The organism is Campylobacter sp. VBCF_01 NA2 (assembly GCF_027797205.1).
Classification (GTDB): domain Bacteria; phylum Campylobacterota; class Campylobacteria; order Campylobacterales; family Campylobacteraceae; genus Campylobacter_B.
Map to the genome: position 1 here is coordinate 787467 of NZ_CP115607.1, position 24003 is coordinate 811469.

Sequence of the window (24003 nt, forward strand, 5' to 3'; positions counted from 1 at the left end):
TTTAGGATAGTTAATGGATATTAGAAAAGCTTATTTAGACTTTTTTGCGTCAAAAGGACACGAGGTTATGCCAAGCTCACCGCTTGTGCCAGATGATGATAGTTTATTATTCACAAATGCCGGTATGGTGCCGTTTAAGAGCATTTTTACAGGTGCGGTGCCACGCCCAACTCCGCCGATTCGCACTAGTTGCCAAACCTGCATTAGAGCAGGTGGCAAACACAACGACTTAGATAATGTCGGCTACACAGCGCGCCACCACACATTTTTTGAAATGCTTGGAAATTTCAGTTTCGGCGAGTATTTCAAAACAGACGCGATAGCCTACGCATGGGAGTTTGTAACAGAAATTTTAAAACTTCCAAAAGACAAACTTTATGTTACCGTCCATGATAGCGATGACGAGGCGTTTGAAATTTGGTCGCGCCATATTGCAAAAGAGCGAATTTATCGCTTCGGCGATCACGATAATTTCTGGGCTATGGGCGATACTGGGCCATGTGGGCCATGTAGCGAGATTTTTTACGATCAAGGAAGCGAGCATTTCCATAGCGATGAGGATTATATGGGCGGAGACGGCGATCGTTTCTTAGAAATTTGGAATTTAGTCTTTATGCAATACGAGCGAAGCGCAGACGGCAAACTCTCGCCACTTCCAAAACCATCAATCGACACAGGCATGGGTTTAGAGCGCGTAACAGCGATAAAAGAGGGCAAATTTAGCAATTACGACAGCTCGCTATTTATGCCATTAATCGGCGCAGTAGAAAGGCTATGTGGCAAAAAATACGAGTATGAAACTGGCGCGAGCTACCGCGTCATCGCAGATCATATCCGCTCGGTTACATTTTTGCTAGCCCAAGGCACGAATTTTGATAGAGAGGGCAGAGGCTATGTGCTTAGAAGGATTTTGCGCAGGGCGGTTAGACACGGATATTTGTTAGGCATAAAAGAGCCATTTATGTATAAGCTAGTCGATGATGTTTGCGCTAGTATGGGCTCTCACTATACATATCTAAACGAGAAAAAAGAAGCTGTAAAAGAGCTAGTAAAACTCGAAGAAGAGCGATTTTTCGCCACTTTGGCAAACGGAATCGAGCTATTTAACGAAGAATTAGCCAAAACCTCAGGCAATGTTTTCTCTGGCGATGTCGCATTTAAGCTCTATGATACCTATGGATTTCCGCTCGATCTCACAGCCGATATGCTAAGAGAGAAAAATCTTAAAGTCGATGAGGCTAAATTTGATGAGCTAATGGCGGAACAAAAACGCAGAGCCAAAGCCAGCTGGAAGGGCTCTGGCGACAAGGCTCAGGCTAAGGGCGATTTTGCGCAACTTATAGAAAAATTTGGCAAAAATGAGTTTGTGGGGTATTCATGCCGAGAGAGCGAGGGTCGAATTTTAGCCCTTTTGGACGAGAATTTTAAAATTTGCGATAGTTTAGAGCCAGGGCACACTGGCTGGGTAATGCTAGATATCACGCCATTTTACGCTACAAGTGGCGGTCAGTGCGCAGATACCGGCACTATCGAAAAAAGCGAGGTTATCGACACGCAAAAATTCTTTGATTTAAATTTATCTCAAATCAAAGTAAAAAGCCTGCTTAAAACCGGCGATCTCGTAAAATGCGTGGTTAGCGCTGGCAAAAGAGCGATGATAGCGCGTCATCACAGCGCGACACACCTGCTTCACGCTGCGCTAAGAGAGGTTTTGGGCGAACATATCGCGCAGGCTGGATCGCTTGTAGAGGCAAACAGACTTAGATTTGACTTTTCGCACCCAAAAGCGATGAGTAGCGAAGAACTTGCCAAAGTCGAGCAAATAGTAAATCGCTGGATTAGCGCGGGCGCACAGAATAAAACCGAAATTTTAGATATAGATGAGGCCAAAAAATCAGGCGCGATTGCGCTTTTTGGCGAAAAATACGGCGCGAAAGTGCGTGTGGTAAGCTTTGGCGATGTAAGCAAGGAGCTTTGCGGCGGCACCCATGTCGAAAACATAAGCGAAATCGGCGCGTTTTTAATCTCAAAAGAGAGTGGCGTAAGTGCTGGCGTGCGCAGAATCGAGGCGATTTGTTCGCAAGAAGTGCTAAATTTCACGCTAAATTTAAGATCGCAAATTAACGAAATCGAAGCTGAATTTAAAGGCGCAAATCCACTCGATGGCATTAAAAAGCTAAAAGATGAAATCAAAGGCTTAAAAGAAAAATTAAAACACGCAGGCGACCAAAAATCTCTGCCTTGCCAAGAAATCTCAGGCGTGAAGCTTTGCGTAGCAGTGGTAGAAAACGGCGAAATTAAAACCATGATTGATGAGTTTAAAAACGCGAACGAAAAGGCTGCGATTTTGCTAATGCAAGTGGGCGAAAACGATAAAATCACAGTCGCAGCCGGAGCGAAAAACGCCCCAATCAAGGCTGGCGAGTGGGTTAAAATGACAGCTCAAATTTTAGGCGGTAACGGCGGCGGACGCGATGATTTCGCTACTGCTGGCGGAAAAGATACTAGCATGGTTTCTAGCGCGCTAGCTGAGGCATTAGAATTTGCAAAAGGTAAGCTAGGTTGAACGAATTAGAAACGAGTTTTGCCAGAAGTGATCAAATTTTGCCCCTAATTCACATTTTAGGGGCGATTTGCTTTATTTGCGCGCATGTTTGCATTATCATGCTGATTCGAATTTTCAGCGATAAAACAGACATCACAAACTCAAATTTCGAAAAAATCAAATTTTATCTTTCGAAATTTAATCTCTTTTTCGGCTCGTTTTTTTTGATTATAATTGTGAGTGGATTTTTTCTAAGCATAGGCAACAATTTCAAATTCGCAGACCCTATGATAAATGCTGTAATCGTTACGCTGTGGGTTTTAGCGGTGTTTATTTTGATAAATTTTGGCTATGTTTATTTTAAATTTTACTCGTTTAAAAAGGCGCTTTTAGCAGGCGATAAATTCGAAGCTAGCGAGCATTTGATTATCATCGCTAGATATTTTGTCCCGCTAAATGTCGCTGTATCGGTGCTTTGCACCTATCTTTGTGTAGCGGTGGGTAGATTTTGATTTATTTGGTTTCATCTTCGCCGACAAGGGCGCAGATTTTGCGGGAGGCTGGGATAAAATTTGAGCAAATCAGCTTTGAATTTGACGAAAATGTAGGCGACATAGCCGATGCCAAAACATACGCTTACCGCGTGGCAAGTGCGAAAAAATCGCAGTTTTTAGCCAAAAACAAAAATGCAAAAAATTTGCTTTTTTGCGATAGCTCGGTTTTGGTAGGTGGCAAAATTTTAGGCAAAGCAAAGGACATTGGCCACGCAAGAGCTATGCTAAACGCCCAATCTGACGCTATTAGCGAGGTTTATACGGCGATGATTTTTGTGGGCGAGGGTTTTGAGATAAGCACGCTTTTGGTGGCTAGTTACAAATTCGCCAAATTTAGCGAGGCAGATTTAGAAGCGTATCTAAAAAGTGGCGATTGGCGTGGCAAAGCGGGGGCTATGAGTATCGAGGGGTTTAACAAAAAATATATCCAAAGCTTTCGTGGCGATACTAGCACCGCTATGGGTTTAAATGTGGAAATTTTAAAAAGGTATTTAGATGGTAAGAATTTTATTTAGTTTTATTACGGTTTGTTTTTTCGCAGGGTGCGGTGTGTTTATGTATTTTTATACGCAAATTCGCCTAGAATCGAACTCTATTATTGATTATCACCCGGAGCTAACGACCAAAATTTACGATCGCAACGGCAACTTGCTTGCCAATATTTTTAACGAACAAAACCGCCTTTATACTAGATTTGACGAAATTCCAGGCCGTATGGTCGAAGCCCTAGTAGCTATTGAGGATACCGCATTTTTCGAGCATCAGGGCATTAATACAGAGGCTATTTTTCGCGCAATCGTAAAAGATATAAAAGCGATGAAATTTGTCGAGGGAGCTTCCACTATCACGCAACAACTTGTCAAAAATTTGGTTTTATCCAGCGAAAAAAAGATAGATAGAAAAATCAAAGAGATGATTTTATCGCTAAAAATCGAAAACACCCTAAGTAAAGAGGAAATTTTAGAAAGATATTTTAACGAAGTGTATTTCGGGCACGGGTATTACGGCGTCAAAACTGCCGCGCTTGGGTATTTTAAAAAGGATTTAGCCGACCTTAGTATCAAAGAAATCGCCATATTGGTGGGTTTGCCAAAAGCCCCTAGCCAGTATGACCCTACCAAGCACCTAGATTTGGCACTTTCTCGCGCAAACAATGTAATTTATCGTATGCACGAGCTTGGCTGGATAAACAAAACCGAGTATGAAATCGCAATGGCAGAAGAGCCATTTGTCTATGATGAAACCCTAACTCAAAATGTCGCCCCATACGCAGTCGATGAAATCGTAAAAGAAGCCGAGAGACTGCTACCAGATGTGCGCACAGGCGGATATAGAATCGAAACAAGCCTTGATTTAAAGGCGCAAGAAATGGCGCAAGAGGCGCTGATTTTTGGCTACAACGAAATTTTAAAACGCAACAAAGACGCAAATGCTAGCAATGTAAATGGTGCAATTATCGTTACGCACCCGCAAAATGGCGAAATTATCGCGCTCGTAGGCGGTGTGGATTATGCCAAATCAAATTTCAACCGCGCTAGCCAAAGCAGACGCCAAACGGGGTCAAGCTTCAAGCCATTTATCTACCAAATCGCCCTAGATAGCGGGTATTCGACGATGACAGAGGTCCCTGATATCGCGCGCGAATTTGACGATGGAAGCAACAAAAGCTGGAAACCGAAAAACTACGATAGCACATACAGCGGCTATATCACGATAAAAGAGGCTTTGCAACGCTCTCGCAACCTCGCTTCGATAAATTTAATGCAATCAATCGGCATTGAGCGCACGATTCGCAAACTAAATGAATATGGGTTTAAAAATGTCCCGCCAGCGCTATCTGTGGCGATCGGAAGTTACGGCATTTCTCCACTTGAATACTCGACTATGTATTCGATGTTTCCTGGTCTTGGCATTAGCACGAAGTCTAAATTTATCACCGCAATCACCGATAATAACGGCACTACGCACTATATCGAGCCTGAGCGCAGACGCATTTTGCGCCCAGAACAGGCGTATTTGATGACGACGCTGATGAAAAACATCGTCCAGCGAGGAACTGGCACCAGAGCGCGCGTGCAAGGCATCGAGATTGCTGGCAAAACAGGCACTTCAAACGATAGCATTGATGCGTGGTTTTGCGGATTTACGCCTGATTTGCAAATCATTGTTTGGTATGGAAACGACGATTATAAGCCTATGCGCAAGGTCGAGGGTGGCGGTAGAACTGCCGCGCCTGTGTTTGCGAAATTTTTGGAAAATTATCTTAAAGAATACCCGCAAGCTAAGCGAAATTTCAGCGTCCCAAGTGGAGTATTTACCCGCAGATACGGCGCTGGCGATGAATATTACACCAAAATTTCCCCACTTCCAAGAAGGGTTGAAGCAAACGAAGAAGACGGGTTGATGTTTTAGGGCGAATTTCAAACTAGTTTTGTCATTGTAAGAAATGCGAAGCATTTCAGCAAAAATAAAACCAGCTAAATTTAAAGCGAAGCTTTAAATTTAGTCACCTTGTAAAGCGTCGTCGGGGGTTGGGGGTTTGTAAGGAGGAAGGGGCGCGACCTCGCAATTCAAGCCCCCTTCCCCCTTACAGAGAATTTCACGGGCAGGTTAAATTCATAAAATCGTTCAATGCTAAATTTGGGTTGAATTTGAATTTAAATTTTACTGGATTGCTTCGAGCTTTTCGACTCTCGTAATGACACGGATTATAGCGTTTGGTAATTTTGGCTCGTGGATTGCCACGCTCGTTACACTCGCTCGCAATGACAGCAAAATTAGCGTCTATAAATTTTAAATTCGAAGCAATGACAAATCAGGCGTGAATTTTGCCAAATTTCACGCTAAATTCCACTATTTTATCACCTCTTTCATCTCTTTTATCGCATTTTCAAGCCCTACGAAAATCGCGCGCGAAATGATACTTTGACCGATATTTACGAGCGAAATTTCGCTGTTTTTCACCAGCGCAGAGACATTTTGGTAGTTCAGACCCCCGCCAGCAGTTACATTCATACCTAGCCCCTTGGCATACGCGCTCATGTGGCGAAGTTTGGAGATTTCATCTTTTAACATTGATTTTAGCGTATCAAGCGGGAGATTATACGCCTTTATCGCATGTGGCGTAAAAGCCAAATTTGACCTAATCGTCGCAAACAGCGCAGAGTATGTGCCGGTGCGAAGCTCGATCGAGCGGACATTAAAATCATTTGCCATGTCGATTACTTCACGCACAGGCTCGATAAACAGCCCCACGCGCACGCCTGAGTGTTGCAAAAACTCGATATCACTCGCGATTTGCTCAGAATGCAGATTTAGCCCACAATCCTCGCCAGAGTGTGGCACTAGCGTGATACGATATGGTTTAGCCTTGACCAAAATCTCCAAAAGCTCGCTCCCACCGCTACACTCGACATTTACAGGCACCTTTGAGTGGCGCACGATATCGGCGATATCATCTTCGTTGATATGGCGTCGATCCTCGTGCAAATGAAGTGTGATTTGATTTGCACCCGCGCTGATTGCGGTGTATGCCGCCATTAAGATATCAGGGTCGTTCATCGCCCGCGCCTCGCGCAAAACCGCGACATGATCGATATTTACTCCAAGTAGCATTTTAACTCCTAAGAAAATTTTCGCTATTATAACCAAAAAAGGTAAGGAGAAATTTATGGTTTTAGGCTTTGATTTGGGCTCGAATACACTGCGCGCATGCGTGATGAAGCCAGCTAAAACGGGCTTTGAGATAGTTAAATCTAGCGAGCGCATAGTCGGCTCGGCTAGGGGATTAGTGGCAAACAAACCTTTGCAAAATGATGCCAAAGAGCGTATTTTGCGGGCTTTGGGCGAAATTTTAGAAGAACTTTCGGATTTGATTTATGAGCGAAATTTAGATTTTGAAAATACTTGCGCGCGAAATTTGGGTTTTGAAAATACCTGTGCGCAAAATTTTAAAAATGCCAAATTTAGCCTACCTTACGCCGCTGTGGCGACGGAAGCCTTTCGTGTCGCTAGCGATAGTGTAGAATTTTTCGAAAAAATTTACAAAGAATTTTGCGTAAAATTTAGCATAATCGACGGCGAAACAGAGACAAATTTAACGCGACTAGGTATCGAAAACAGACTTCAATTTTTAGGAATTATGGCACAAAATGCTGTCAGTATCGACCTTGGCGGGGCTAGCACAGAGATAAGCAGTGCTGAATTTGGACAAAGCTTTAAATTTGGCATTGTGAGATTTTGCAACGAAAATCCCGGAATTTTACAAAATTTTAATTACACCAATTTTAGTCAAATCGCAAACGAGCAGACAAGAAGCGCAAGGGAGTTTTTGCGCAGTTTTGGTGCAGGAAAAATCGTGCTCACAAGCGGTGTGCCAACCACGATAAGTGCCCTTAAATTGGGAATTTGTGCCAAAGATTACGACGCAGGCAAAATCAATGGAAGCGTTTTGAGATTTAGCGATTTTGCTGGGGCGATAGGGCAAATTTTGAAATTCTCAAAGCGCAAAGCCGATGAGGCAATGGGCGAAAATAGGGCGGAGGTTATCGTGGCTGGGGCGCTACTTTTAGAGGCGATTTTGAGCGATTTTAGCGGTAGTGGCGCAGATTTTATCGTCGTTGATGATGGATTACGAGAGGGCGTGTGTATAAATTTAATGCAAAATTTGGCGATTAAGAATTAAATTTTAAATCCAAAAATAGTATCATACCCAAATTTTATCAAGGAGAAAAAATGGTAAGAGAGCAAATTTTAGAAGATATCAAAACCGCTATGAAATCCGGTGATACGGTGCGCAGAGACGCTTTGCGTATGCTAAATTCTACGCTTAAACAAATCGAGGTTGATGAGAGAATTACTCTGAGCGATGAGAGAGTTTTTGCTATTTTGCAGACCGAAATCAAGCGCAGAAACGAAAGCGCAGTGCAATACAAGGCCGGTGGGCGCGAGGATTTGGCGCAAAAAGAGCTTGGCGAGGCCGAAATTATCGGCGCGTATCTGCCAAAACAGCTTAGCGATGACGAGCTTAACGCGGCTTTGGGCGCACTGCTTGGCGAGCTTGGCGCAACGAGTGCCAAAGATATGGGGCGCGTGATGAAAGCCGCAAAAGAAAAATTCGGCGCTAGTGTCGATGGCAAACGCCTAAGTGAAGCGGTAAAATCGGCTTTAAACTAAAATTTAAAATTCGCAATTTAGGCTAAAATTTAAGCAAAATTTTAGCCTAAAACTATTGACAAAAAATCAAATTTTGCATATAATCTAGCACTCAAAGATACAGAGTGACAACTTTTAGAAAATCAAAACTAATTTAGAAAGGACGAAAATGAATTTTCAACCACTTGGAAAACGCGTTTTAATCGAGCGCGAGGAAGAGACCAAAACCACAGCTAGCGGTATCATTATCCCAGATAACGCTTCAAAAGAGAAGCCATCAACTGGCAAAATCGTGGCTGTCGGCACAGAGTGCGATAGCGTAAAACTTGGCGATGTTGTAGCGTTCGCAAAATACGCTGGCGCGGATATCACAATCGATGATAAGAAATATCTTATCTTAAATTTAGAAGATGTTTTAGGAATACTTAAATAAAAGGAATCAAAATGGCAAAAGAAATTTTTTTCTCAGACGAAGCTAGAAACAAACTATACTCAGGCGTAAAAAAACTAAACGACGCAGTTAAGGTCACAATGGGACCAAGAGGCAGAAATGTGCTTATCCAAAAAAGCTTTGGCGCACCTGCTATCACAAAAGACGGCGTAAGCGTAGCAAAAGAGATCGAGCTTAAAGACACTCTCGAAAATATGGGTGCAAGCTTGGTTAGAGAGGTAGCAAGCAAAACTAACGATGAGGCGGGCGATGGCACAACTACTGCGACAGTGCTAGCTCACGCGATTTTCAAAGAGGGCTTACGCAATGTAACAGCTGGCGCAAATCCTATCGAAGTAAAACGCGGTATGGATAAATTTAGCGCAGCCGTAATTGAAGAGCTAAAAAAATCTGCAAAAGCAGTAAGTGGCAAAAAAGAGATCGCCCAAGTCGCTACAATCTCAGCTAACAACGATGAGAGCGTGGGTGATTTGATTTCTGAGGCTATGGAAAAGGTCGGCAAAGACGGCGTAATCACAGTCGAAGAAGCAAAATCAATCAACGACGAGCTAAATGTGGTCGAGGGTATGCAGTTCGACAGAGGCTATCTAAGCCCATATTTCATCACAAACCCTGAAAAAATGCTAGTAGAGCTTAGCTCACCGCTAATTTTACTTTTCGATAAAAAAATTACAAATTTAAAAGATTTGCTTCCGGTTTTAGAGCAAGTGCAAAAAACAGGCAAACCACTTCTAATCATCGCAGAGGATATCGAGGGCGAAGCGCTTGCGACTTTGGTTGTCAATAAACTTCGTGGCGTGCTAAACATTTCAGCCGTAAAAGCCCCTGGATTTGGCGATAGAAGAAAGGCAATGCTAGAAGATATCGCTATCCTTACAGGCGGAACAGTCGTAAGCGAAGAGCTAGGCAGAACGCTAGAAAGCGCAAATATGGCTGATCTTGGTCAGGCTGAGCGTATCGTAATCGACAAAGACAACACTACAATCGTAAATGGTGTAGGCGAAAAAAGCGCAATTGACGCTAGAATCGCGCAAATTAAGGCTCAAATTTTAGAGACAACAAGCGATTATGATAAAGAAAAATTGCAAGAACGCCTTGCAAAACTAAGCGGTGGCGTAGCCGTAATCAAAGTAGGTGCAGCAACCGAAACAGAGATGAAAGAGAAAAAAGATCGCGTCGATGATGCGCTAAATGCGACAAAAGCAGCTGTCGAGGAAGGTATCGTAATCGGCGGTGGCGCTGCGCTAATCAAAGCTAGCAAAAATGTCAGCCTAGATTTAAGTGGCGATCAAAAAATCGGCGCAGATATCGTCAAACGCGCACTTTATGCTCCGCTTCGCCAAATCGTAGAAAATGCTGGATATGACGCAGGCGTAATCGCAAACGCAGTCGAAAACGCAAGCGATGAGGCGCAAGGCTTCAATGCTGCAAGTGGCGAATTTACAAATATGTATAACGCTGGAATCATCGATCCGCTAAAAGTAGAGCGCGTCGCTTTGCAAAATGCGGTTTCAGTCGCTAGCATGCTACTAACCACAGAAGCGACAGTCAGCGAAATCAAAGAGGACAAACCAGCTCTTCCTCCAATGCCAGATATGGGCGGTATGGGCGGCATGATGTAAGCTTACCTAGCGCAAATTTAAGAGGCAAATTTAAGAGGGGCAATTCCCTCTTAAATTTGCAAAATTTATTCTATTTCTCGCCATAATCTTATTAAATTTTTAATTCTTTTTTTGTAAAATCAAGGCTTTTTAAAAGGAGAAAATATGAGAAGTCAAATTTTAAATTCCTTTGTTATTTTTGCCGTTTGTTTAGGGCTAGCAGGGTGCGCCCAAAACAAGCCAAAACCGCGCGTGGAGCCATATCCGATAGTCAAAGACAGCTCCAAACAACCGCCTAAAAAAACAAAAAGAATTAAGAAAAAACAAAACGCCTCTAAACAAGATAGCACAAAAAAACCTATCGCGCAAAATTCAGAGAAGCGTTGGGTTGTAGATATCGACTCTCTAAAAAGAGAAGAACCGCCAGCTACGGAAAAAAAGCCAAAGGTGGATAATGGCACTCCTCGCAAATACACTGTCCCGGTAGAGTAAATTTAGGCTAAGCGATGAAACGAGTAGAGCGAGTAGAGCAGATGAGCGAGATTTTAGCAAAAGTGCAAAAGTGCCTAGATGCATTTGAACTCGCCCTTGATGAGTATAAAAATTCGCAAAAATTTATCAAAAAGCTTAGCAGATATTATTCTAGTAAAATTTGGCTAAGTGATTACGAGGCCGATGAGAGCGGTAAAATACCGCGAGAAATAGGTGAGGGGAAAAGCCTTCGTGCGATCAATCGCGGTGCGCTAAGCGAAGATGGGATTTACAACGCTATTTGGCTAAACAAACGCCTAGCGCGCGATATGAAAAAATTATCAAATTTGATTTGCAAGGAATAAAAATGAACAAAAAATATGTTTTTATCTTGGTTTTGCTAGCACTCTGCGCTGTGGGGGCGCTTTTAGGTGTGGCTAAAAAAGACGAGCTTAAATGCTACGCAAAAGATGCTCAAAGCTGCCTAAATGTCGGTATGAAATACTTCGAAAACAGCCACGACCCAGTAGCGCAAAAGTATTTCAAAAAATCTTGTGATTTAAAAAGCGCGTATGCGTGCTACAATCTAGGCGTTATGTTTGACAACGGCTTTGGCGTGGCTAAAATGGAGCCAGAGGCGATTAGGTATTATACCAAGGCCTGCGATAGTGGCTATGCCCCAGCATGTGTAAATTTAAGCTACATTTACTACGACAGCTCAGTTTATAGCAACACAACCCAAGCTATCGAATTAGCCAAAAAAGCCTGCGATTTAGGCGAGGGAAGTGGGTGCTATAATCTAGGCTTTTATTATCTAAAAGGCAACGCATACCGCCAAAACATACCAGAGGCCATAGCTAGCTACGAAAAAGCCTGCGATCTAAACTACGCCCCAGCGTGCGGACTAATCGGAAATATGTTTGCCAAAGGCGAGTATTTGCAACAAAACAATCAAAAAGCCATAGCTTTTCATCAAAAAGCCTGCTCTCTTGGCAACGAAAAAAGCTGCGCACTCTTCAAAAAACAATAAATTTATCTAAATTTCAACGGCGTTAAATTTGCAAATTTAACGCCAAATTTATCTTTTAAATTTCACTACTTCGCTTAAATTTTCTTCGAGTTTGATTGTATTTTGCATGCCAAAATTTGATGATTTTATCGCGTCGATGCGCTTTTGCAAAAGCGGGTGCGATTCAAAAAGATTGATGAAGGTATCGCTATCACCAAGCTTTTTTGCGCTAGCGAAAAACTCATCTGCACCGCCAATGTGCCCATAAGCGCAGTTTAAAATCCTAAGCGCCTCGCTATCGGCGGCGGCTTCTTGCGAGCGCGAGTATTTGCCAGCAATCGCTCCACCTAAAATTTGGCTTAGTCTCTCATCGCTAAAACCGAACAAAATCGCCATTACGGCGCCATTTCCTAGACCTTTTATGTGATCTCGGTGCTTAAAATGCGCTAGCTCGTGGGCTAAAACAAAGGCTAGCCCATTTTCGCTTTTAATATGCGAAAAAAGCCCGGTATTGACCGTGAGTGCGCCATTTAGGGCTGCGCTTGCGTTTGGGATTTTGCTTTCGTTTATCACGATAAAATATTCGTTTTTGACCTTGGCGCATGAATTTAGCCGTGAGGTTAGGGTGCGGATTTGCTCGGCGAGCCTCTCGTGTTTTGGCTCGATTACACGCTCGCTTTCACTGGCTTTGAAAATTTTATACTCTTTGCCCTCTGGGATAAATTTCACAGCCACGCCCACGAAAATATTTAGCGCGAAAAACGCGCACGCGATAACTGCGACAAGCCCCACGCCAAGGGCTAGGAAATTTATAGCATGATTTTCTTTGGAATAATTTTGCTCGCCCTCGTTTTGCGAGGGAATAAATTTAGCCATTGAAATTCGCCTGTTTTGGCTCTTTGGCGTAATAAATCGCCGTAGCGTAAGCTAGGATTTCCACGCTTCCGACATTTTTCGTGGTTTGATTTATCGAGCTTGTTTCTATGCGCAAATTTATAATCTCGTCCGCACCCAAGGCCTTTTCTTTTAGCCTAATCACAGCCTCGCGTCTAGCGCGGTCTAGCAGGCTTTCATACGGCACAACATCGCCACCGAAAAAATTTATCACGCTAGCGTAAATTCGCTTGAAATAATCAATACTTATAACCACATTTCCGCTTACAAATCTCACCCTTTCGATTTTGCCCGAATTTAGCAATGGGTGTTTTGAGTTTGTGGTGGGTATGTGTAAAAACAGAGCCTCTTTTTTGCGAATTCTAGCGAAATGGCGCACCTCAGCTTGCTTGCCAAAGATATATCCAACCCCAAGCAAAATGAGAAATATTATAATATCGCTCATAGCTTACCTTGCCAAAACTGCCGTGCCATAGACATAAATTTCACTCGCACCAGCCGCAACCGAGCTAGTGGAAAATCGCAAATTTACAATCGCGTTTGCACCCATGGCTCTGGCCTGAGAGCACATACGCTCGATTGCTTGTTCGCGCGATTCTTCGAGTAGCTCGGTATATCCTACTAGCTCGCCACCTACGATATTTTTCAGGCTCGCCATGATATCGCGTCCGAAGTGCTTAGCTCTGACCGTGCTTCCACTCACCACGCCGAAAACCTGCTCGATCTCACGCCCTGGGATTGTCTCTGTATTTGCCAAAGTCATCATAAGTGAATTTTTAAAATTTGCCATATTTTCTCCCAAATTTTACAAAATTTGCGAAATTTTAAATTTCGCAAATTTAGCTTATTTATAGTTTTTCACAAATTCTGCTATGCGCGCGATTCCCTCTTTTATCTCGTCCATTGAGCAAGCATAACTAATCCTAAAATGCTCGTCCATACCAAATCCCACGCCCGGCACGGTCGCCACGAGCGCCTCATCTAGCAGTTTTGTGCAAAATTTCATGCTATCTTTTTCTACCCCCCCGCAGTTGATAAATAAATAAAACGCGCCGTCAGGTTTGACTACGCTAAGACCCTCTATCGCATTTATCGCATCTACGGCGTAATCACGGCGTTTTTGATACTCTTTATTCATCATAGCGATATATTCATCAGCCTTGCCTTCTAGCACAGCCACGGCACCTGCTTGGACTATGCTTGAAATATTGCTCGTGCTTTGGCTTTGAAGTTTTTTCATGGCTTTGTTTAGCTCGTCGTTCGCGCACGCTGTATAGCCAAATCTCCACCCAGGCATTGCGCCACATTTGCTAAGGCCATTTACGGTGATAGTGCGATTAAACATATCCTCGCTGATACTTGCACAAGCTACAAATTCTTTATCAAAAATGATTTTTTCGTAAATTTCATCTGCGATTACGGCGATATCTGTGCCTTTTAGCACCTCAGCGATCGCAATTAGCTCATCTTTGCTATACACAGCTCCTGCTGGATTTGACGGAGAGCAAAGGCTAAGCGCTTTCGTGCGTGGCGTGATAGCTGCTTTTAGCTCAGAGGCTGTGATTTTGTATTTATTTTCTGGCTTTGTGTCGATTATGACAGGTTTGCCACCGCAAAATTTAACAATCTCAGGATATGTTACCCAAAATGGCGCTGGCACGATAACCTCGTCACCATCATCTATCAAACATGAAAAAATATTAAAAAGCGAGTGTTTTGCCCCTACATTTGTGATGATTTGGCTAGGTTTGTAATCTAGGCCATTATCTCGTTTTAGTTTTAGTGCGACTGCGTTTAGAATTTCAGCTGTGCCTGGGATTGGTGTGTATTTGCCGCAGCCCTTTCTCATAGCCTCTATTACGGCATTTTTCGCCGCCTCAGCAGTATCGAAATCAGGCTCGCCTGCGCTAAAAATAATCACATCTTTTCCACTAGCTTTAAGCTCTTTTGCGCGTGTGCTAATGGCGATTGTTAGGCTTTCGCTTAGTCTGTTTATGCGTGAAGCAAGTTTCATTTTTTCTCCTTTTGGTGTGTTTTTAAACAATCATAAATCATCTCTTTGACGCTAAAAGTTTCGTCTTTGCCTTCATAGTTTGCGGTATTGTAAATATCGCTTATCTTGCAATCATCTTCACCGCACTCTAATTTATAGATTATTTTTTGACTTTCTGGCGTCCAGCCTTTGCAAATTTGCTCCACCTCTACATCGCCAAATTTTAAAATTTCAAATTTGTATTCTGGGTTATCGCAAACATCTTGTCCAGAGATTGTAGGAGCATAATCTAGGCAACCAATCTCTCCGTTTGCAAATTCCTCATCTTTCAAAAATGCGATTTTCAAAGAATTTGTGCAAATTTCGCCACAAATTTTATCAAAATTTTCTTGATTTTGATATATTTTTTTAACTGTTTCTATTTTAAGATTATCAAATTCCCCAGCGTTTAACGCACCGCAAATTCCAAGCAAAATCAAAATTTTTCTCATTATTCCCCCTGTTATTTGAGAGATTTTAGATAGTTTTCATACTCTTGGTTGATCTCTTTTTCTTTGTCGCAGAGATTTTTATCGCCATTTTGTATGCAATCTTCTAAAATTTCAATTCGTTTGATTAGATATTTCATCAGCTCTTTGTTGATATCTGGGAGTTTGTTATGCGCTAGCGGATCGCTGTCGCACTCGCCTAAAATCCTAGCTGGCACGCCCACGGCTGTGGAGTTTGCGGGGACATCTTTTATCACGACAGAATTTGCGCCGATTTTAGAGTGCGCTCCGATTGTGATATTGCCTAAAATTTTCGCCCCAGCTCCCACGACTACGCCATCTTCTAGGGTAGGGTGTCGTTTGCCCTTTTCCAAGCTAACGCCACCTAGGGTTACATTTTGATAAATCAAACAATTATCGCCGACAATCGCTGTCTCGCCGATGACCAAACCAGCCGCATGGTCAAAAAACACGCCACTGCCGATTTTTGCCCCTGGATTGATATCCACAGCGGTGATTAAGCGCGTAATGCCAGAGATTATGCGCGCGATAAGGCGAAATTTGCGCTCATAAAACCAGTGCGCAAAACGATAATTGATTAGCGCCCACACACCCGGATAGCAAAAAATCACCTCAAATACGCTATTGCACGCCGGATCTTGGCGAGATGGCTCGGTGAAATCGTGTTTTATAGTTTGCCAAAAAGTCATAATCCCGCCTTATTGGATAGTTTTCAGATAGCTATTATCGTTTAGGAACAAATACAGCTCGCCTAGGACATGCTTTTTCTCTTTTTCTGAAAGCAGTGGCGAGTTTGCGATTCGTTCATTTAGGCTCTCTCTGATATCGACTACATCATAATCCATATCATCTAAGATATCAATGACAGATTGCGACTCGATAAAATCCGTAATCTCAAATCCGCCGTCTTTTAAAATCACGGTTGCCTCATTTGGGTGAGCGAAGAGGTTGTGATTCATACCAAGCACCTCTTGATACGCCCCGACTAAGAAAAATCCGAGGAAATACTCTTCTTCTTCTGGGTCGATATCGTGCAAAAACAAAGGATTATGCTCTTTATCAAATGTAATCTCGCCGTCGCTATCGCAGGTGATATCCCACAGCGTCGCAGAAAGCGTAGCGCGCTCGTCGAGGTGTTCGAGTGGCATGACTGGGAAATGCTGTTTAATGCCCCAAAAATCAGGCAAGGATTGGAAAAGCGAGAAATTTACCAAATACCGCTCTTGCGCGTTTCCGAGTGAATTTAAGAAATTTCCATACTCTTGCTTATTTCCCAAAAGCGCATAAGCCTTGCGCACGACCAAATGCACCAAAATTTCGCCATTTGAGCGATCTGTGAGATCCACATAGCCCAAATCAAATAGCGTCAGCACGCTCTCCATGTGCGCCATAGCGTCATGCAGGTATTCAAGGGCGTTTGAGGGCTTTAACGAAGTGTAAAGATCGTAAAGCTCGGTGATGACTGGCGGATTTTCCTTTTTTAAAGCCAGTTTGGCCTCTGTGTATTCTTGGGTAAAAAGCTCCAAAACAGGCGCGACCAGCACAGCGTGGCTAGCTGCGACATAACGGCCACTTTCTATGAAAATATTTGGCTCGACCTCGTTTTTATCCTGTGCGATTGATTTTAAAAGGAAAACGACATCGTTTGCGTATTCTTTGAGAGTATAGTTTCTGCTGAAATTTTCCTTCACTTGTGAATATTCTATCGCCAAACCACCGCCTAAATTTATCGAATTTAGATTTTTAGCACCCATTTTGCGAAGTTCGGCGTAGATGTTTCCAGCCTCGACTAACGCCTTTTTGAGAGGGTGAATTTCGGTGATTTGCGAACCGATATGGAAATGAATCATCGTAAATTGCTCGATTAGATTATTTTTTTTGAGCAAATTTACAGCCTCGATTAGCTCGGTCGAAGTAAGGCCAAATTTGGAGTTTATTCCGCCACTTTTGACCCAAATTCCGCTACCTGAATTGTGAAGTCGTATGCGAAGCCCGATAAATGGCTTTGGCGCAAAGCGCTCTTTGGCGGTTTCGATTATGGTTTTTAGCTCGTTTAGACCCTCGATTGTAAGCGTGATATTATGCCCCATCTCTGCGGCGATAAAGCCGATATTGATAAGCTCTTTGTCCTTAAAGCCATTTACGGTGATTGGCGCGTTGTCGTTGTTATACGCCATGGCTAAAAGCAGTTCTGGCTTAGAACCAGCCTCCAAGCCATACCCGTAAGGCTTGCCGATTTCGACCAAATTTTTCACAAATCCCGGGAATTGATTTACTTTGAGCGGATAGACGGCGTTGAATTTGCCCTTGTAGTCAAATTCTTTTATCGCGCGGTTGAAATTCGAGTAAATTTCGACAATTTGTTTTTTGATAAGGTGCGGAAAACGAAGCAAAATAGGGCCTCTAATGCCGTCAGCCCTGATTTCTTTAACCATATCGACAAGAGGCTGTTTGAAGTCAGAATTCACGCACAACTTGCCAGAATCAATGACGAAATTTGAATTTCCCCAAATATTTAATCCATAATCGTTCATACTCTATCCTTAAAAAAGTCTTCGATTTCGTTAAATTTAACCATGTCTTGGCTTTTATCCTCTAAATTTTTGCACCATACGCTAGCATTTTTAAACTCATCTTCGCCGATACATAGGCAAAATTTAGCCATTTTTGAATCTGCGCTTTTTAGGTGTTTTTGCAAATTTTTTGGCTCGTATGCGATATGAGTTTTGGTGATTGCGCGCAGTTTTTGTCCGATAGCAAACGCGCAAGGCACGATTGCCTCGTCCATTGCGCCAATGTAAATTCCACTGCGAGAGCTAGGGGCTTCTTTTAATTTTAAAATTTCGATTAGCCTTTCAATTCCTATCGCAAAACCCACGCCAAATGTGCTTTTGCCACCCAAAAACTCGACTAGTCTATCGTATCTGCCACCACCTCCGACTGCGCTTTGTGCGCCAAGCTCACTGCTGACGAACTCAAATGCGGTTTTGCAGTAATAATCTAGCCCTCTAACCAATCGTTTGTCGATTTCGAAATTTAGCCCATTTGCAAGCAAAATTTCTTGCAATTTTTCAAATTCGCCTTTGCACTCATCGCTTAGATTATCGGTGATTAGCGGGGCAGTGGCAAGCTCGCTTTGGCAGGCTTCGTTTTTGCAATCAAGCACGCGGATTGGGTTTGTGATAATGCGCCTTTTGCAATCCTCGCAAAGCCTATCCTCGCGCTCGTTTAAAAATTTGATTAGTTTGTTTTTATACTCCGGCATGCACGAGCTATCGCCTAGGGAGTTTAGTTTGAGCGTGGTTTTTACGCCTAGTTTGCGCAAAATTTCAGCTAGTAACAAAATCACGCTCGCGTCCTCATACACGCTTCCCTCGCCAAAACACTCTACGCCGAATTGGTGAAATTCGCGTAGTCTGCCTCGTTGTGGGCGCTCGTAGCGAAACATCGAGCCGGTGTAGTAAAATTTGCGCACGCCACCAGCTTTGTCGAATTTGTTCTCGATAAATGAGCGAACGACCCCAGCCGTGCCCTCTGGGCGCAGGCAGACGCTATCGCCACTTTTATCGCTAAACTCATACATTTCCTTGCCGACTATATCGCTACTCTCGCCCACGCTTCGGCGAAATAGGGCGGTTTGTTCGAGTTTTGGGGTTTCGATTAGCTCAAATCCATAATTCCTCGCCACGCTTTCACAAACTCGCACGATTTTTGCGAAAAGTTCGGCTTCATAGCCCATTAGGTCGTTCATACCACGCAGTGCTTTAATCATCTATAAATTCCTTTATTTTTTTTGTTATTTTATCAATATCATCGTTTGCATTGACGATTAAAAAATTTAATTTTAGCTTTTGTAAGGTAAATTTTATCTTTTCTTGCACCCTAATCAGATACTCCACGCCACGAAGCTCGATTTTATCGTATCCCGCGCGAGTATTTAGCCTAGAAATCAAATCATCTTTGCTAATCTCAAAAAATACAAATTTACCATAAATTTCACCACCAAGCGCGATTTTATTTAGCATTACAAGCTCGTCAAATTTAGCGTTTTCATCGTTGGCTAGGGCGTAGGCGATACCTGAGATGAAGCTTCTATCGCTTAGGATTAGATTGTGCGAATTTGGCAAAACAACCTTCTCGTGGTGCTCAGCGCGATCAGCTAAAAACAAAAACATCTCAGCCGTTTTTGAGATACTTCCGCAAATTTGACCTAAATTTATGTGGTTGTCGCCGTTAAATTTGAAATTTTCGTTTAAAATTATACTACGCAAAATTTCGCCAAACCTCGTAGCACCCGGTTCTTTGGTAACTATCGCGCCAGGATAAATTTCTGCTAGGCGCGATATTTGCGTGCTTTTGCCAACTCCGTCAATCCCCTCAAAGGCTACAAACATCAATTTTCCTTTTTAAGCAGTGGCAAAATTTGCTTTGGCACAAACTGCGAAACATCGCCGTCGTGGCGCAGTATCGTGCGAACCATAGAGCTCGAAATAAAGGCATTTTTCAGGCTTGGCATCAAAAACACACTCTCAAATTTATTCCATAACGATGTGTTTGTGTAGCTAAGCTGTAATTCGTATTCGAAATCGCTCACCGCGCGCAGTCCCCTAATGCAAAAATTCGTGCCGTGTGATTTAGCGAAATCGACTAGCAGGTTCGAAAACGGCTCAACTTTGACATTTTTTAGATCGCTAAGGGCAAGCCTTGTCATCTCTAAGCGCTTTTCTAGCGAAAAACAAGGGCTTTTGCTCTCGCTAAGTGCGATTGCGACGACGACCTCGTCAAAAAGCCCAAGGGCGCGTTTGATTACATCTAAATGACCATTTGTGATAGGATCAAAAGTACCGGGATAGATACATTTTCTCATTTTTGCCACCTTTTAAAGAGATTGTTTGCCACGCCCATGGCGTCGCACCATTTGCCGATTATGAAATTTTGCATATCTTCTAAATTTTTCGCACCGCTATAACCGCCGATAATGGGCGGAGCGATGATGACGCCGAGATTTGCTAACTCGCTCATTGAACGAAGCGAAATAGGCGATAATGGCATTTCGCGCACGCCAAGGATTAGTTTTTTGCGCTCTTTTAGCGCGACGGCTGCTGCGCGAATGCTAAGAGTATCGGCGATACCTGCGTGAATTTTCGCTAGTGAATTGATAGAGCAGGGGGCAAAAATCGTAGCGTCTATACCAAACGAACCAGACGCCACACTCGCGCTAATATCGCTATCATCGAAGAATTTTACAGCTTGATTTTCGCTAATGAAATTTGCAAAATTTATATTATTTTCGGATTTTAAGACGATTTTTGCATTTTCGCTTATGATTGCGTAAATTTCGTTTGGTGTGGTCGATAAAAATTTGATTAATTTTAACCCAATTTCGCAAAAACTAGCACCGCTTACACAAACTAGGATTTTCATAAGCAAACTTTTTGATTTGGATTTAAAAAAGTGGAGCGGGAAACGAGAGTCGAACTCGCGACATCAACCATGGCAAGGTTGCGCTCTACCACTGAGCTATTCCCGCACGAAGTAAAAAAGAACTTGGATTTTATCTTAAAATTTCTCATTTGTCAATACCATTTTGCTTAAATTTCATAAATTTTTACAATTTCGCCATTTTTTTGCTCGCATTGCTCAAATTTTGAGAGCATAAAATGCGTCGCCCCGCATAGTGGCTTAATCATAGCCGAGTTTGATTTTATCGGCGTAAAATAGCCGTTTTCATACACGCCTAGGCTTAAATTTATGCGATTTGGGCGAAATTTTAGCTCACCATTAAATTTGGCTAAAATTTCACGCGCCTTAAAATTTTCACCAACCATTTTTTTAAGCACCGGCAAGATTATGATTTTTGCTAGAATAAACGCTGCTAGCGGGTTTCCCGGCATTACAAAAACAAGCTTTTTGCCCGCATGGTAGCATTTAATCGGCTTTCCGGGCTTTATATCGATATGCTCAAACACTGGGCTAAATCCAAGCTCGCACAAAATTTGCGCCATGAAATCAGCCTCACCCACGCTTGCCCCACCGCTTGTGATTATCACATCATAGCTTTGCGCTGCGCTTTTTAGGGCTTCTCTCACTGCGTCCGCTTCGTCTTTGATGATTCCAAGATAGTTGTTTGCGAAATTTTCACTCTGCAAAAGCGCGCAAATTCCACTTGCGTTTGCGTTGTAAATTTCGCGCTCATTTGCGTTTTCCCACGGCTCTTTTAACTCATCGCCACTCGAAAGCACGGCGATTTTTGGCGTGGTGCGCACAGGGATTTCATTTATGCCTTGCGCTGCTAAAAGCATGATTTTAGCAGCATTTATCCGCTCTCCTGCGCTAAGTAGCACCTCGCCCTCACGCACTTCCTCGCCCATTTTGCGAAGTCCATCGCCTGCTTTTGCGTTAGATGAAATTTGCAAAAACCCGTCCTTAATGCACGCATCCTCTATGCGAAGCACGCTGTTTGCGCCCTTTGGCATAGGTGCGCCCGTCATTATTTTTTGCGCTTGATTTGGCAAAATTTCATAAAATTTTTGATTACCAGCAAAGATAGTTGGCTCTACGATTTGCAAACTCTCGCCGATTTTTTCGCTGTTATACGCATAGCCATCAAGTGCGCTATTATCGAAGCTTGGCACATTTTTTCGCGCTTTTATATCTTGCGCTAAAATAGCCCCAAGAGAGCGTGAAATTTCAATCTTTTTTTCGCCAAAAAAGCCTAAATTTTGCCTAAAAATCAATTCCAGCGCAGTGTTTATATCAATCATTCTTCTAGCCTTAGAATTTGCGCGCCTAGTGCGCTAAATTTCGCCTCCAAGCTCTCATATCCGCGGTCTAAGTGATATATGCGATGCACGCGCGTAGTGCCACTTGCTGCAAGAGCCGCTAAAACAAGAGCTGAGCTAGCGCGCAAATCCGTCGCCATGACATCTGCGCCTGCGAGTTTGCCACCCTTGATTGTAGCGATATTGCCATTTAGTTTGATATCTGCGCCCATGCGGTTTAGTTCGCTCACATGCATAAAGCGGTTTTCAAACAGTCTTTCCTCGACCGTGCTAGTGCCCTGCGCGACGCAGGTTAGCGCCATAAACTGCGCTTGCATATCGGTCGGAAAGCCTGGGTATTCGGTAGTGATGATTTTGGTCGCTTTGATTTCGTCTGCTGGCAAAATTGTGATTTTAGAGTCGTTACCACTGCTTGAAATTTCAAATTTAAATCCCATATCCTCAAATTTCGCTAGCACAGCGCCCAAATGTGCAGGATTTACGCTTGTAACGCTGATTTTAGAATTTGTTATCGCCCCGGCGCATAGATATGTCCCAGCCTCGATACGATCGGGGATTACGGTGATTTCATTGATATTTAAAAGTTCGCCCGCTGTGCCTGTGATTTTAAGCTCGTCAGTGCCGATTCCTTCGATTTTGACGCCAGCACTAGCTAGGGCTTCGCACACAGCCACAACCTCTGGTTCTTTGGCAGCGTTGATTATGCAAGTCTCCCCATGCGCTAACGCAGCCGCCATTACGACATTTTCGGTGCCTGTAACAGTGATTTTATCAAACGAAATATTCGCACCCTTTAATGCGCCCTCGCACACGACATAGCCTTCTTCGATTTTGACCTGCGCGCCCATTTTTTCGACTGCTTTTAGGTGCAAATCAATCGGCCTTGCCCCTATCGCACACCCGCCTGGCATGCTAACTTCTGCCTTGCCAAAACGCGCTAACAAGGGACCAAGAACTAAAATCGAAGCGCGCATTTTGCGCACGATGTCATAAACTGCCTTAGTTGAGTTTATCCCTCTTGGATCGATTATAGCGGTGTGAGCGTCCAAATACTCGCATTTTGCGCCTAAATTTGCCAAAAGCTGGATTAGGGTTTTGATATCTGAAACATCTGGTAAATTTTTAATTGTAACTGAGTTTTTGGATAGTATAATTAGCGCAATTAGCGGTAGTGCCGCGTTTTTGGCGCCTGAGATTTTTATTTCGCCACTAAGCTTGGCTTCGCCTTTGATTTGTAAATAGTGCATTTTCTCTCCGTTTTGATTGCAAAAATTTCGCCGTGATTATACATAAATTTGCTTTAAAATTACTATTTTATTACATTTGGTTGCTAAAATGAAAACACATTTTGTATTTTTTAAGGTAGTTTATGAAAAAAATTTTTGCTTTATTTTTAGGGGCGTTTTTGATGAGTGGCTGCTCGTGGCTAGCTCCGTTTTCATCGCCTGCAAACCCCACTACGCAAGCAGATTATGAAGTTTATGAGGATAACTCTGGCTCATCGCAAATCCCAGGAAATACCTACAACACAACGCTAATTTCATGGGTCGATAAATACACTGGAACCAAGGTAGGCGGGGATTGTAGCGGGTTTATCACAGCGCTAAATTCTAAAAACAAAGAGATTTTTTTCGACTCCAAAGAGCTGCCTAAGTATTTCACAAACGGCAGAAAATCACAAGCGATTTATAATTATTACAAAAAACGCGACCTAATCGCGCACAAAAACCCGCGAGTAGGGGATTTGATATTTTTCCAAAACACCCTTCAATCAAACAAAAAACGCCTAAATAACGAAATCAGCCATATCGGCGTGATCCGCGAAATTTACGCAGACGGCAGGATAAAATTCGTGCATAATTCGCGCGGTAGAAACAAGGTCGATTTTGTAAATTTAAACAAAAAAAATACTCATAAAAACGGCAAAAAAATCGAAAATAGCTATATCGTGCGCTGCGGAAGTAACAAAGTTTCTTGCCTAGCTTCAAATCGCTTCGCAGGATATGGTCGCGTAAAACAATAAATTTTAGGAAATTTATG

Annotated in this window: 26 protein-coding genes and 1 tRNA gene; 12 read left to right on the forward strand and 15 right to left on the reverse strand. The window is 42.9% G+C overall.

The features are described from left to right. Positions 1–13 precede the first annotated feature (13 nt). The 4 genes from alaS to PF027_RS04100 are packed head-to-tail and all read left to right on the forward strand — an operon-like array spanning position 14 to position 5511. Entirely contained in the window at positions 14–2566 is a 2553-nt protein-coding gene (alaS, locus tag PF027_RS04085) for an alanine--tRNA ligase (RefSeq protein ID WP_270871853.1), read from the forward strand. After that, complete coding sequence (locus PF027_RS04090) at positions 2563–3057, forward strand: hypothetical protein (protein ID WP_270858886.1); 495 nt, start codon at positions 2563–2565, stop codon at positions 3055–3057. Before alaS ends, PF027_RS04090 begins: the two co-directional genes overlap by 4 nt. Continuing rightward, positions 3054–3614 (forward strand): septum formation inhibitor Maf, encoded by a 561-nt coding sequence (gene maf, locus PF027_RS04095; RefSeq protein WP_270865018.1) that lies wholly within the window; start codon positions 3054–3056, stop codon positions 3612–3614. Before PF027_RS04090 ends, maf begins: the two co-directional genes overlap by 4 nt. Beyond that, a complete protein-coding gene (locus PF027_RS04100; RefSeq protein ID WP_270871852.1) occupies positions 3595–5511 on the forward strand; it encodes a transglycosylase domain-containing protein in 1917 nt (638 codons plus the stop codon). The genes maf and PF027_RS04100 overlap by 20 nt, the downstream gene beginning before the upstream one ends. Before the next feature lie 441 nt (positions 5512–5952). Here PF027_RS04100 and PF027_RS04105 read toward each other — a convergent pair whose 3' ends face one another. Next, the gene (locus PF027_RS04105) at positions 5953–6714 is read right to left on the reverse strand and encodes a pyridoxine 5'-phosphate synthase (protein ID WP_270865020.1); all 762 of its coding nucleotides are present in this window, start codon (positions 6712–6714) and stop codon (positions 5953–5955) included. A 55-nt stretch (positions 6715–6769) separates the two neighbouring features. Here PF027_RS04105 and PF027_RS04110 point away from each other — a divergent pair, with 55 nt between their 5' ends. The 7 genes from PF027_RS04110 (at position 6770) to PF027_RS04140 (ending at position 11806) form a co-directional block, all read left to right on the forward strand. Then, complete coding sequence (locus tag PF027_RS04110) at positions 6770–7783, forward strand: Ppx/GppA phosphatase family protein (protein WP_270871851.1); 1014 nt, start codon at positions 6770–6772, stop codon at positions 7781–7783. 50 nt (positions 7784–7833) lie between these two features. Further along, positions 7834–8274: a GatB/YqeY domain-containing protein gene (locus PF027_RS04115; protein ID WP_270871850.1), complete on the forward strand. Its 441-nt coding sequence runs from the start codon at positions 7834–7836 to the stop codon at positions 8272–8274. Between the two features lie 148 nt (positions 8275–8422). Further along, complete coding sequence (groES, locus tag PF027_RS04120; RefSeq protein ID WP_270858878.1) at positions 8423–8686, forward strand: co-chaperone GroES; 264 nt, start codon at positions 8423–8425, stop codon at positions 8684–8686. Positions 8687–8697: 11 nt separating this feature from the next. Then, the gene (groL, locus tag PF027_RS04125) at positions 8698–10326 is read left to right on the forward strand and encodes a chaperonin GroEL (protein WP_270871849.1); all 1629 of its coding nucleotides are present in this window, start codon (positions 8698–8700) and stop codon (positions 10324–10326) included. Between the two features lie 144 nt (positions 10327–10470). After that, positions 10471–10797 carry a hypothetical protein gene (locus tag PF027_RS04130; protein ID WP_270871848.1) on the forward strand — a complete coding sequence of 109 codons (327 nt, stop codon included), beginning with the start codon at positions 10471–10473 and terminating at the stop codon, positions 10795–10797. Positions 10798–10811: 14 nt separating this feature from the next. Continuing rightward, positions 10812–11141 carry a DUF4298 domain-containing protein gene (locus PF027_RS04135; protein WP_270871847.1) on the forward strand — a complete coding sequence of 110 codons (330 nt, stop codon included), beginning with the start codon at positions 10812–10814 and terminating at the stop codon, positions 11139–11141. Positions 11142–11143: 2 nt separating this feature from the next. Beyond that, a complete protein-coding gene (locus tag PF027_RS04140; protein ID WP_270861704.1) occupies positions 11144–11806 on the forward strand; it encodes a tetratricopeptide repeat protein in 663 nt (220 codons plus the stop codon). A gap of 48 nt (positions 11807–11854) precedes the next feature. Here PF027_RS04140 and PF027_RS04145 read toward each other — a convergent pair whose 3' ends face one another. The 14 genes from PF027_RS04145 to murA all read right to left on the reverse strand — a co-directional run bounded on the left by PF027_RS04145 (position 11855) and on the right by murA (position 23210). Continuing rightward, a complete protein-coding gene (locus PF027_RS04145; RefSeq protein ID WP_270877375.1) occupies positions 11855–12661 on the reverse strand; it encodes a M48 family metallopeptidase in 807 nt (268 codons plus the stop codon). Then, positions 12654–13124, reverse strand: coding sequence for a YbjQ family protein (locus tag PF027_RS04150; protein ID WP_270858872.1), 471 nt, complete (start codon positions 13122–13124; stop codon positions 12654–12656). Before PF027_RS04150 ends, PF027_RS04145 begins: the two co-directional genes overlap by 8 nt. 3 nt (positions 13125–13127) lie before the next feature. Next, on the reverse strand, positions 13128–13469 hold the full coding sequence (locus PF027_RS04155) for a YbjQ family protein (RefSeq protein WP_270877376.1): 342 nt from the start codon (positions 13467–13469) through the stop codon (positions 13128–13130). Between the two features lie 54 nt (positions 13470–13523). Further along, entirely contained in the window at positions 13524–14693 is a 1170-nt protein-coding gene (locus PF027_RS04160; protein WP_270877377.1) for a pyridoxal phosphate-dependent aminotransferase, read from the reverse strand. Further along, positions 14690–15163, reverse strand: a complete 474-nt coding sequence (locus PF027_RS04165; RefSeq protein WP_270877378.1) for a hypothetical protein — start codon at positions 15161–15163, stop codon at positions 14690–14692. The genes PF027_RS04160 and PF027_RS04165 overlap by 4 nt, the downstream gene beginning before the upstream one ends. An 11-nt stretch (positions 15164–15174) precedes the next feature. Then, positions 15175–15870 carry a serine O-acetyltransferase gene (cysE, locus tag PF027_RS04170; protein ID WP_270877379.1) on the reverse strand — a complete coding sequence of 232 codons (696 nt, stop codon included), beginning with the start codon at positions 15868–15870 and terminating at the stop codon, positions 15175–15177. Between the two features lie 9 nt (positions 15871–15879). Further along, a complete protein-coding gene (gene speA, locus PF027_RS04175; RefSeq protein ID WP_270865031.1) occupies positions 15880–17715 on the reverse strand; it encodes a biosynthetic arginine decarboxylase in 1836 nt (611 codons plus the stop codon). After that, the gene (gene hisS, locus PF027_RS04180; RefSeq protein ID WP_270874690.1) at positions 17712–18953 is read right to left on the reverse strand and encodes a histidine--tRNA ligase; all 1242 of its coding nucleotides are present in this window, start codon (positions 18951–18953) and stop codon (positions 17712–17714) included. The genes speA and hisS overlap by 4 nt, the downstream gene beginning before the upstream one ends. Next, complete coding sequence (tmk, locus tag PF027_RS04185; RefSeq protein WP_270871840.1) at positions 18946–19575, reverse strand: dTMP kinase; 630 nt, start codon at positions 19573–19575, stop codon at positions 18946–18948. The genes hisS and tmk overlap by 8 nt, the downstream gene beginning before the upstream one ends. After that, the gene (gene coaD / locus PF027_RS04190) at positions 19575–20048 is read right to left on the reverse strand and encodes a pantetheine-phosphate adenylyltransferase (RefSeq protein ID WP_270861694.1); all 474 of its coding nucleotides are present in this window, start codon (positions 20046–20048) and stop codon (positions 19575–19577) included. The genes tmk and coaD overlap by 1 nt, the downstream gene beginning before the upstream one ends. Next, positions 20045–20605: a UbiX family flavin prenyltransferase gene (locus PF027_RS04195; RefSeq protein ID WP_270871839.1), complete on the reverse strand. Its 561-nt coding sequence runs from the start codon at positions 20603–20605 to the stop codon at positions 20045–20047. The genes coaD and PF027_RS04195 overlap by 4 nt, the downstream gene beginning before the upstream one ends. Before the next feature lie 31 nt (positions 20606–20636). Next, positions 20637–20711: transfer RNA gene (locus PF027_RS04200), tRNA-Gly, on the reverse strand. 61 nt (positions 20712–20772) lie between these two features. Further along, complete coding sequence (locus tag PF027_RS04205; RefSeq protein WP_270871838.1) at positions 20773–21945, reverse strand: molybdopterin molybdotransferase MoeA; 1173 nt, start codon at positions 21943–21945, stop codon at positions 20773–20775. Beyond that, a complete protein-coding gene (gene murA / locus PF027_RS04210; RefSeq protein WP_270871837.1) occupies positions 21942–23210 on the reverse strand; it encodes a UDP-N-acetylglucosamine 1-carboxyvinyltransferase in 1269 nt (422 codons plus the stop codon). Before murA ends, PF027_RS04205 begins: the two co-directional genes overlap by 4 nt. Before the next feature lie 122 nt (positions 23211–23332). On the opposite strand from murA, the gene PF027_RS04215 reads away from it, so the two are divergent. Next, positions 23333–23986 (forward strand): NlpC/P60 family protein, encoded by a 654-nt coding sequence (locus tag PF027_RS04215; RefSeq protein WP_270871836.1) that lies wholly within the window; start codon positions 23333–23335, stop codon positions 23984–23986. Positions 23987–24003 lie beyond the last annotated feature (17 nt).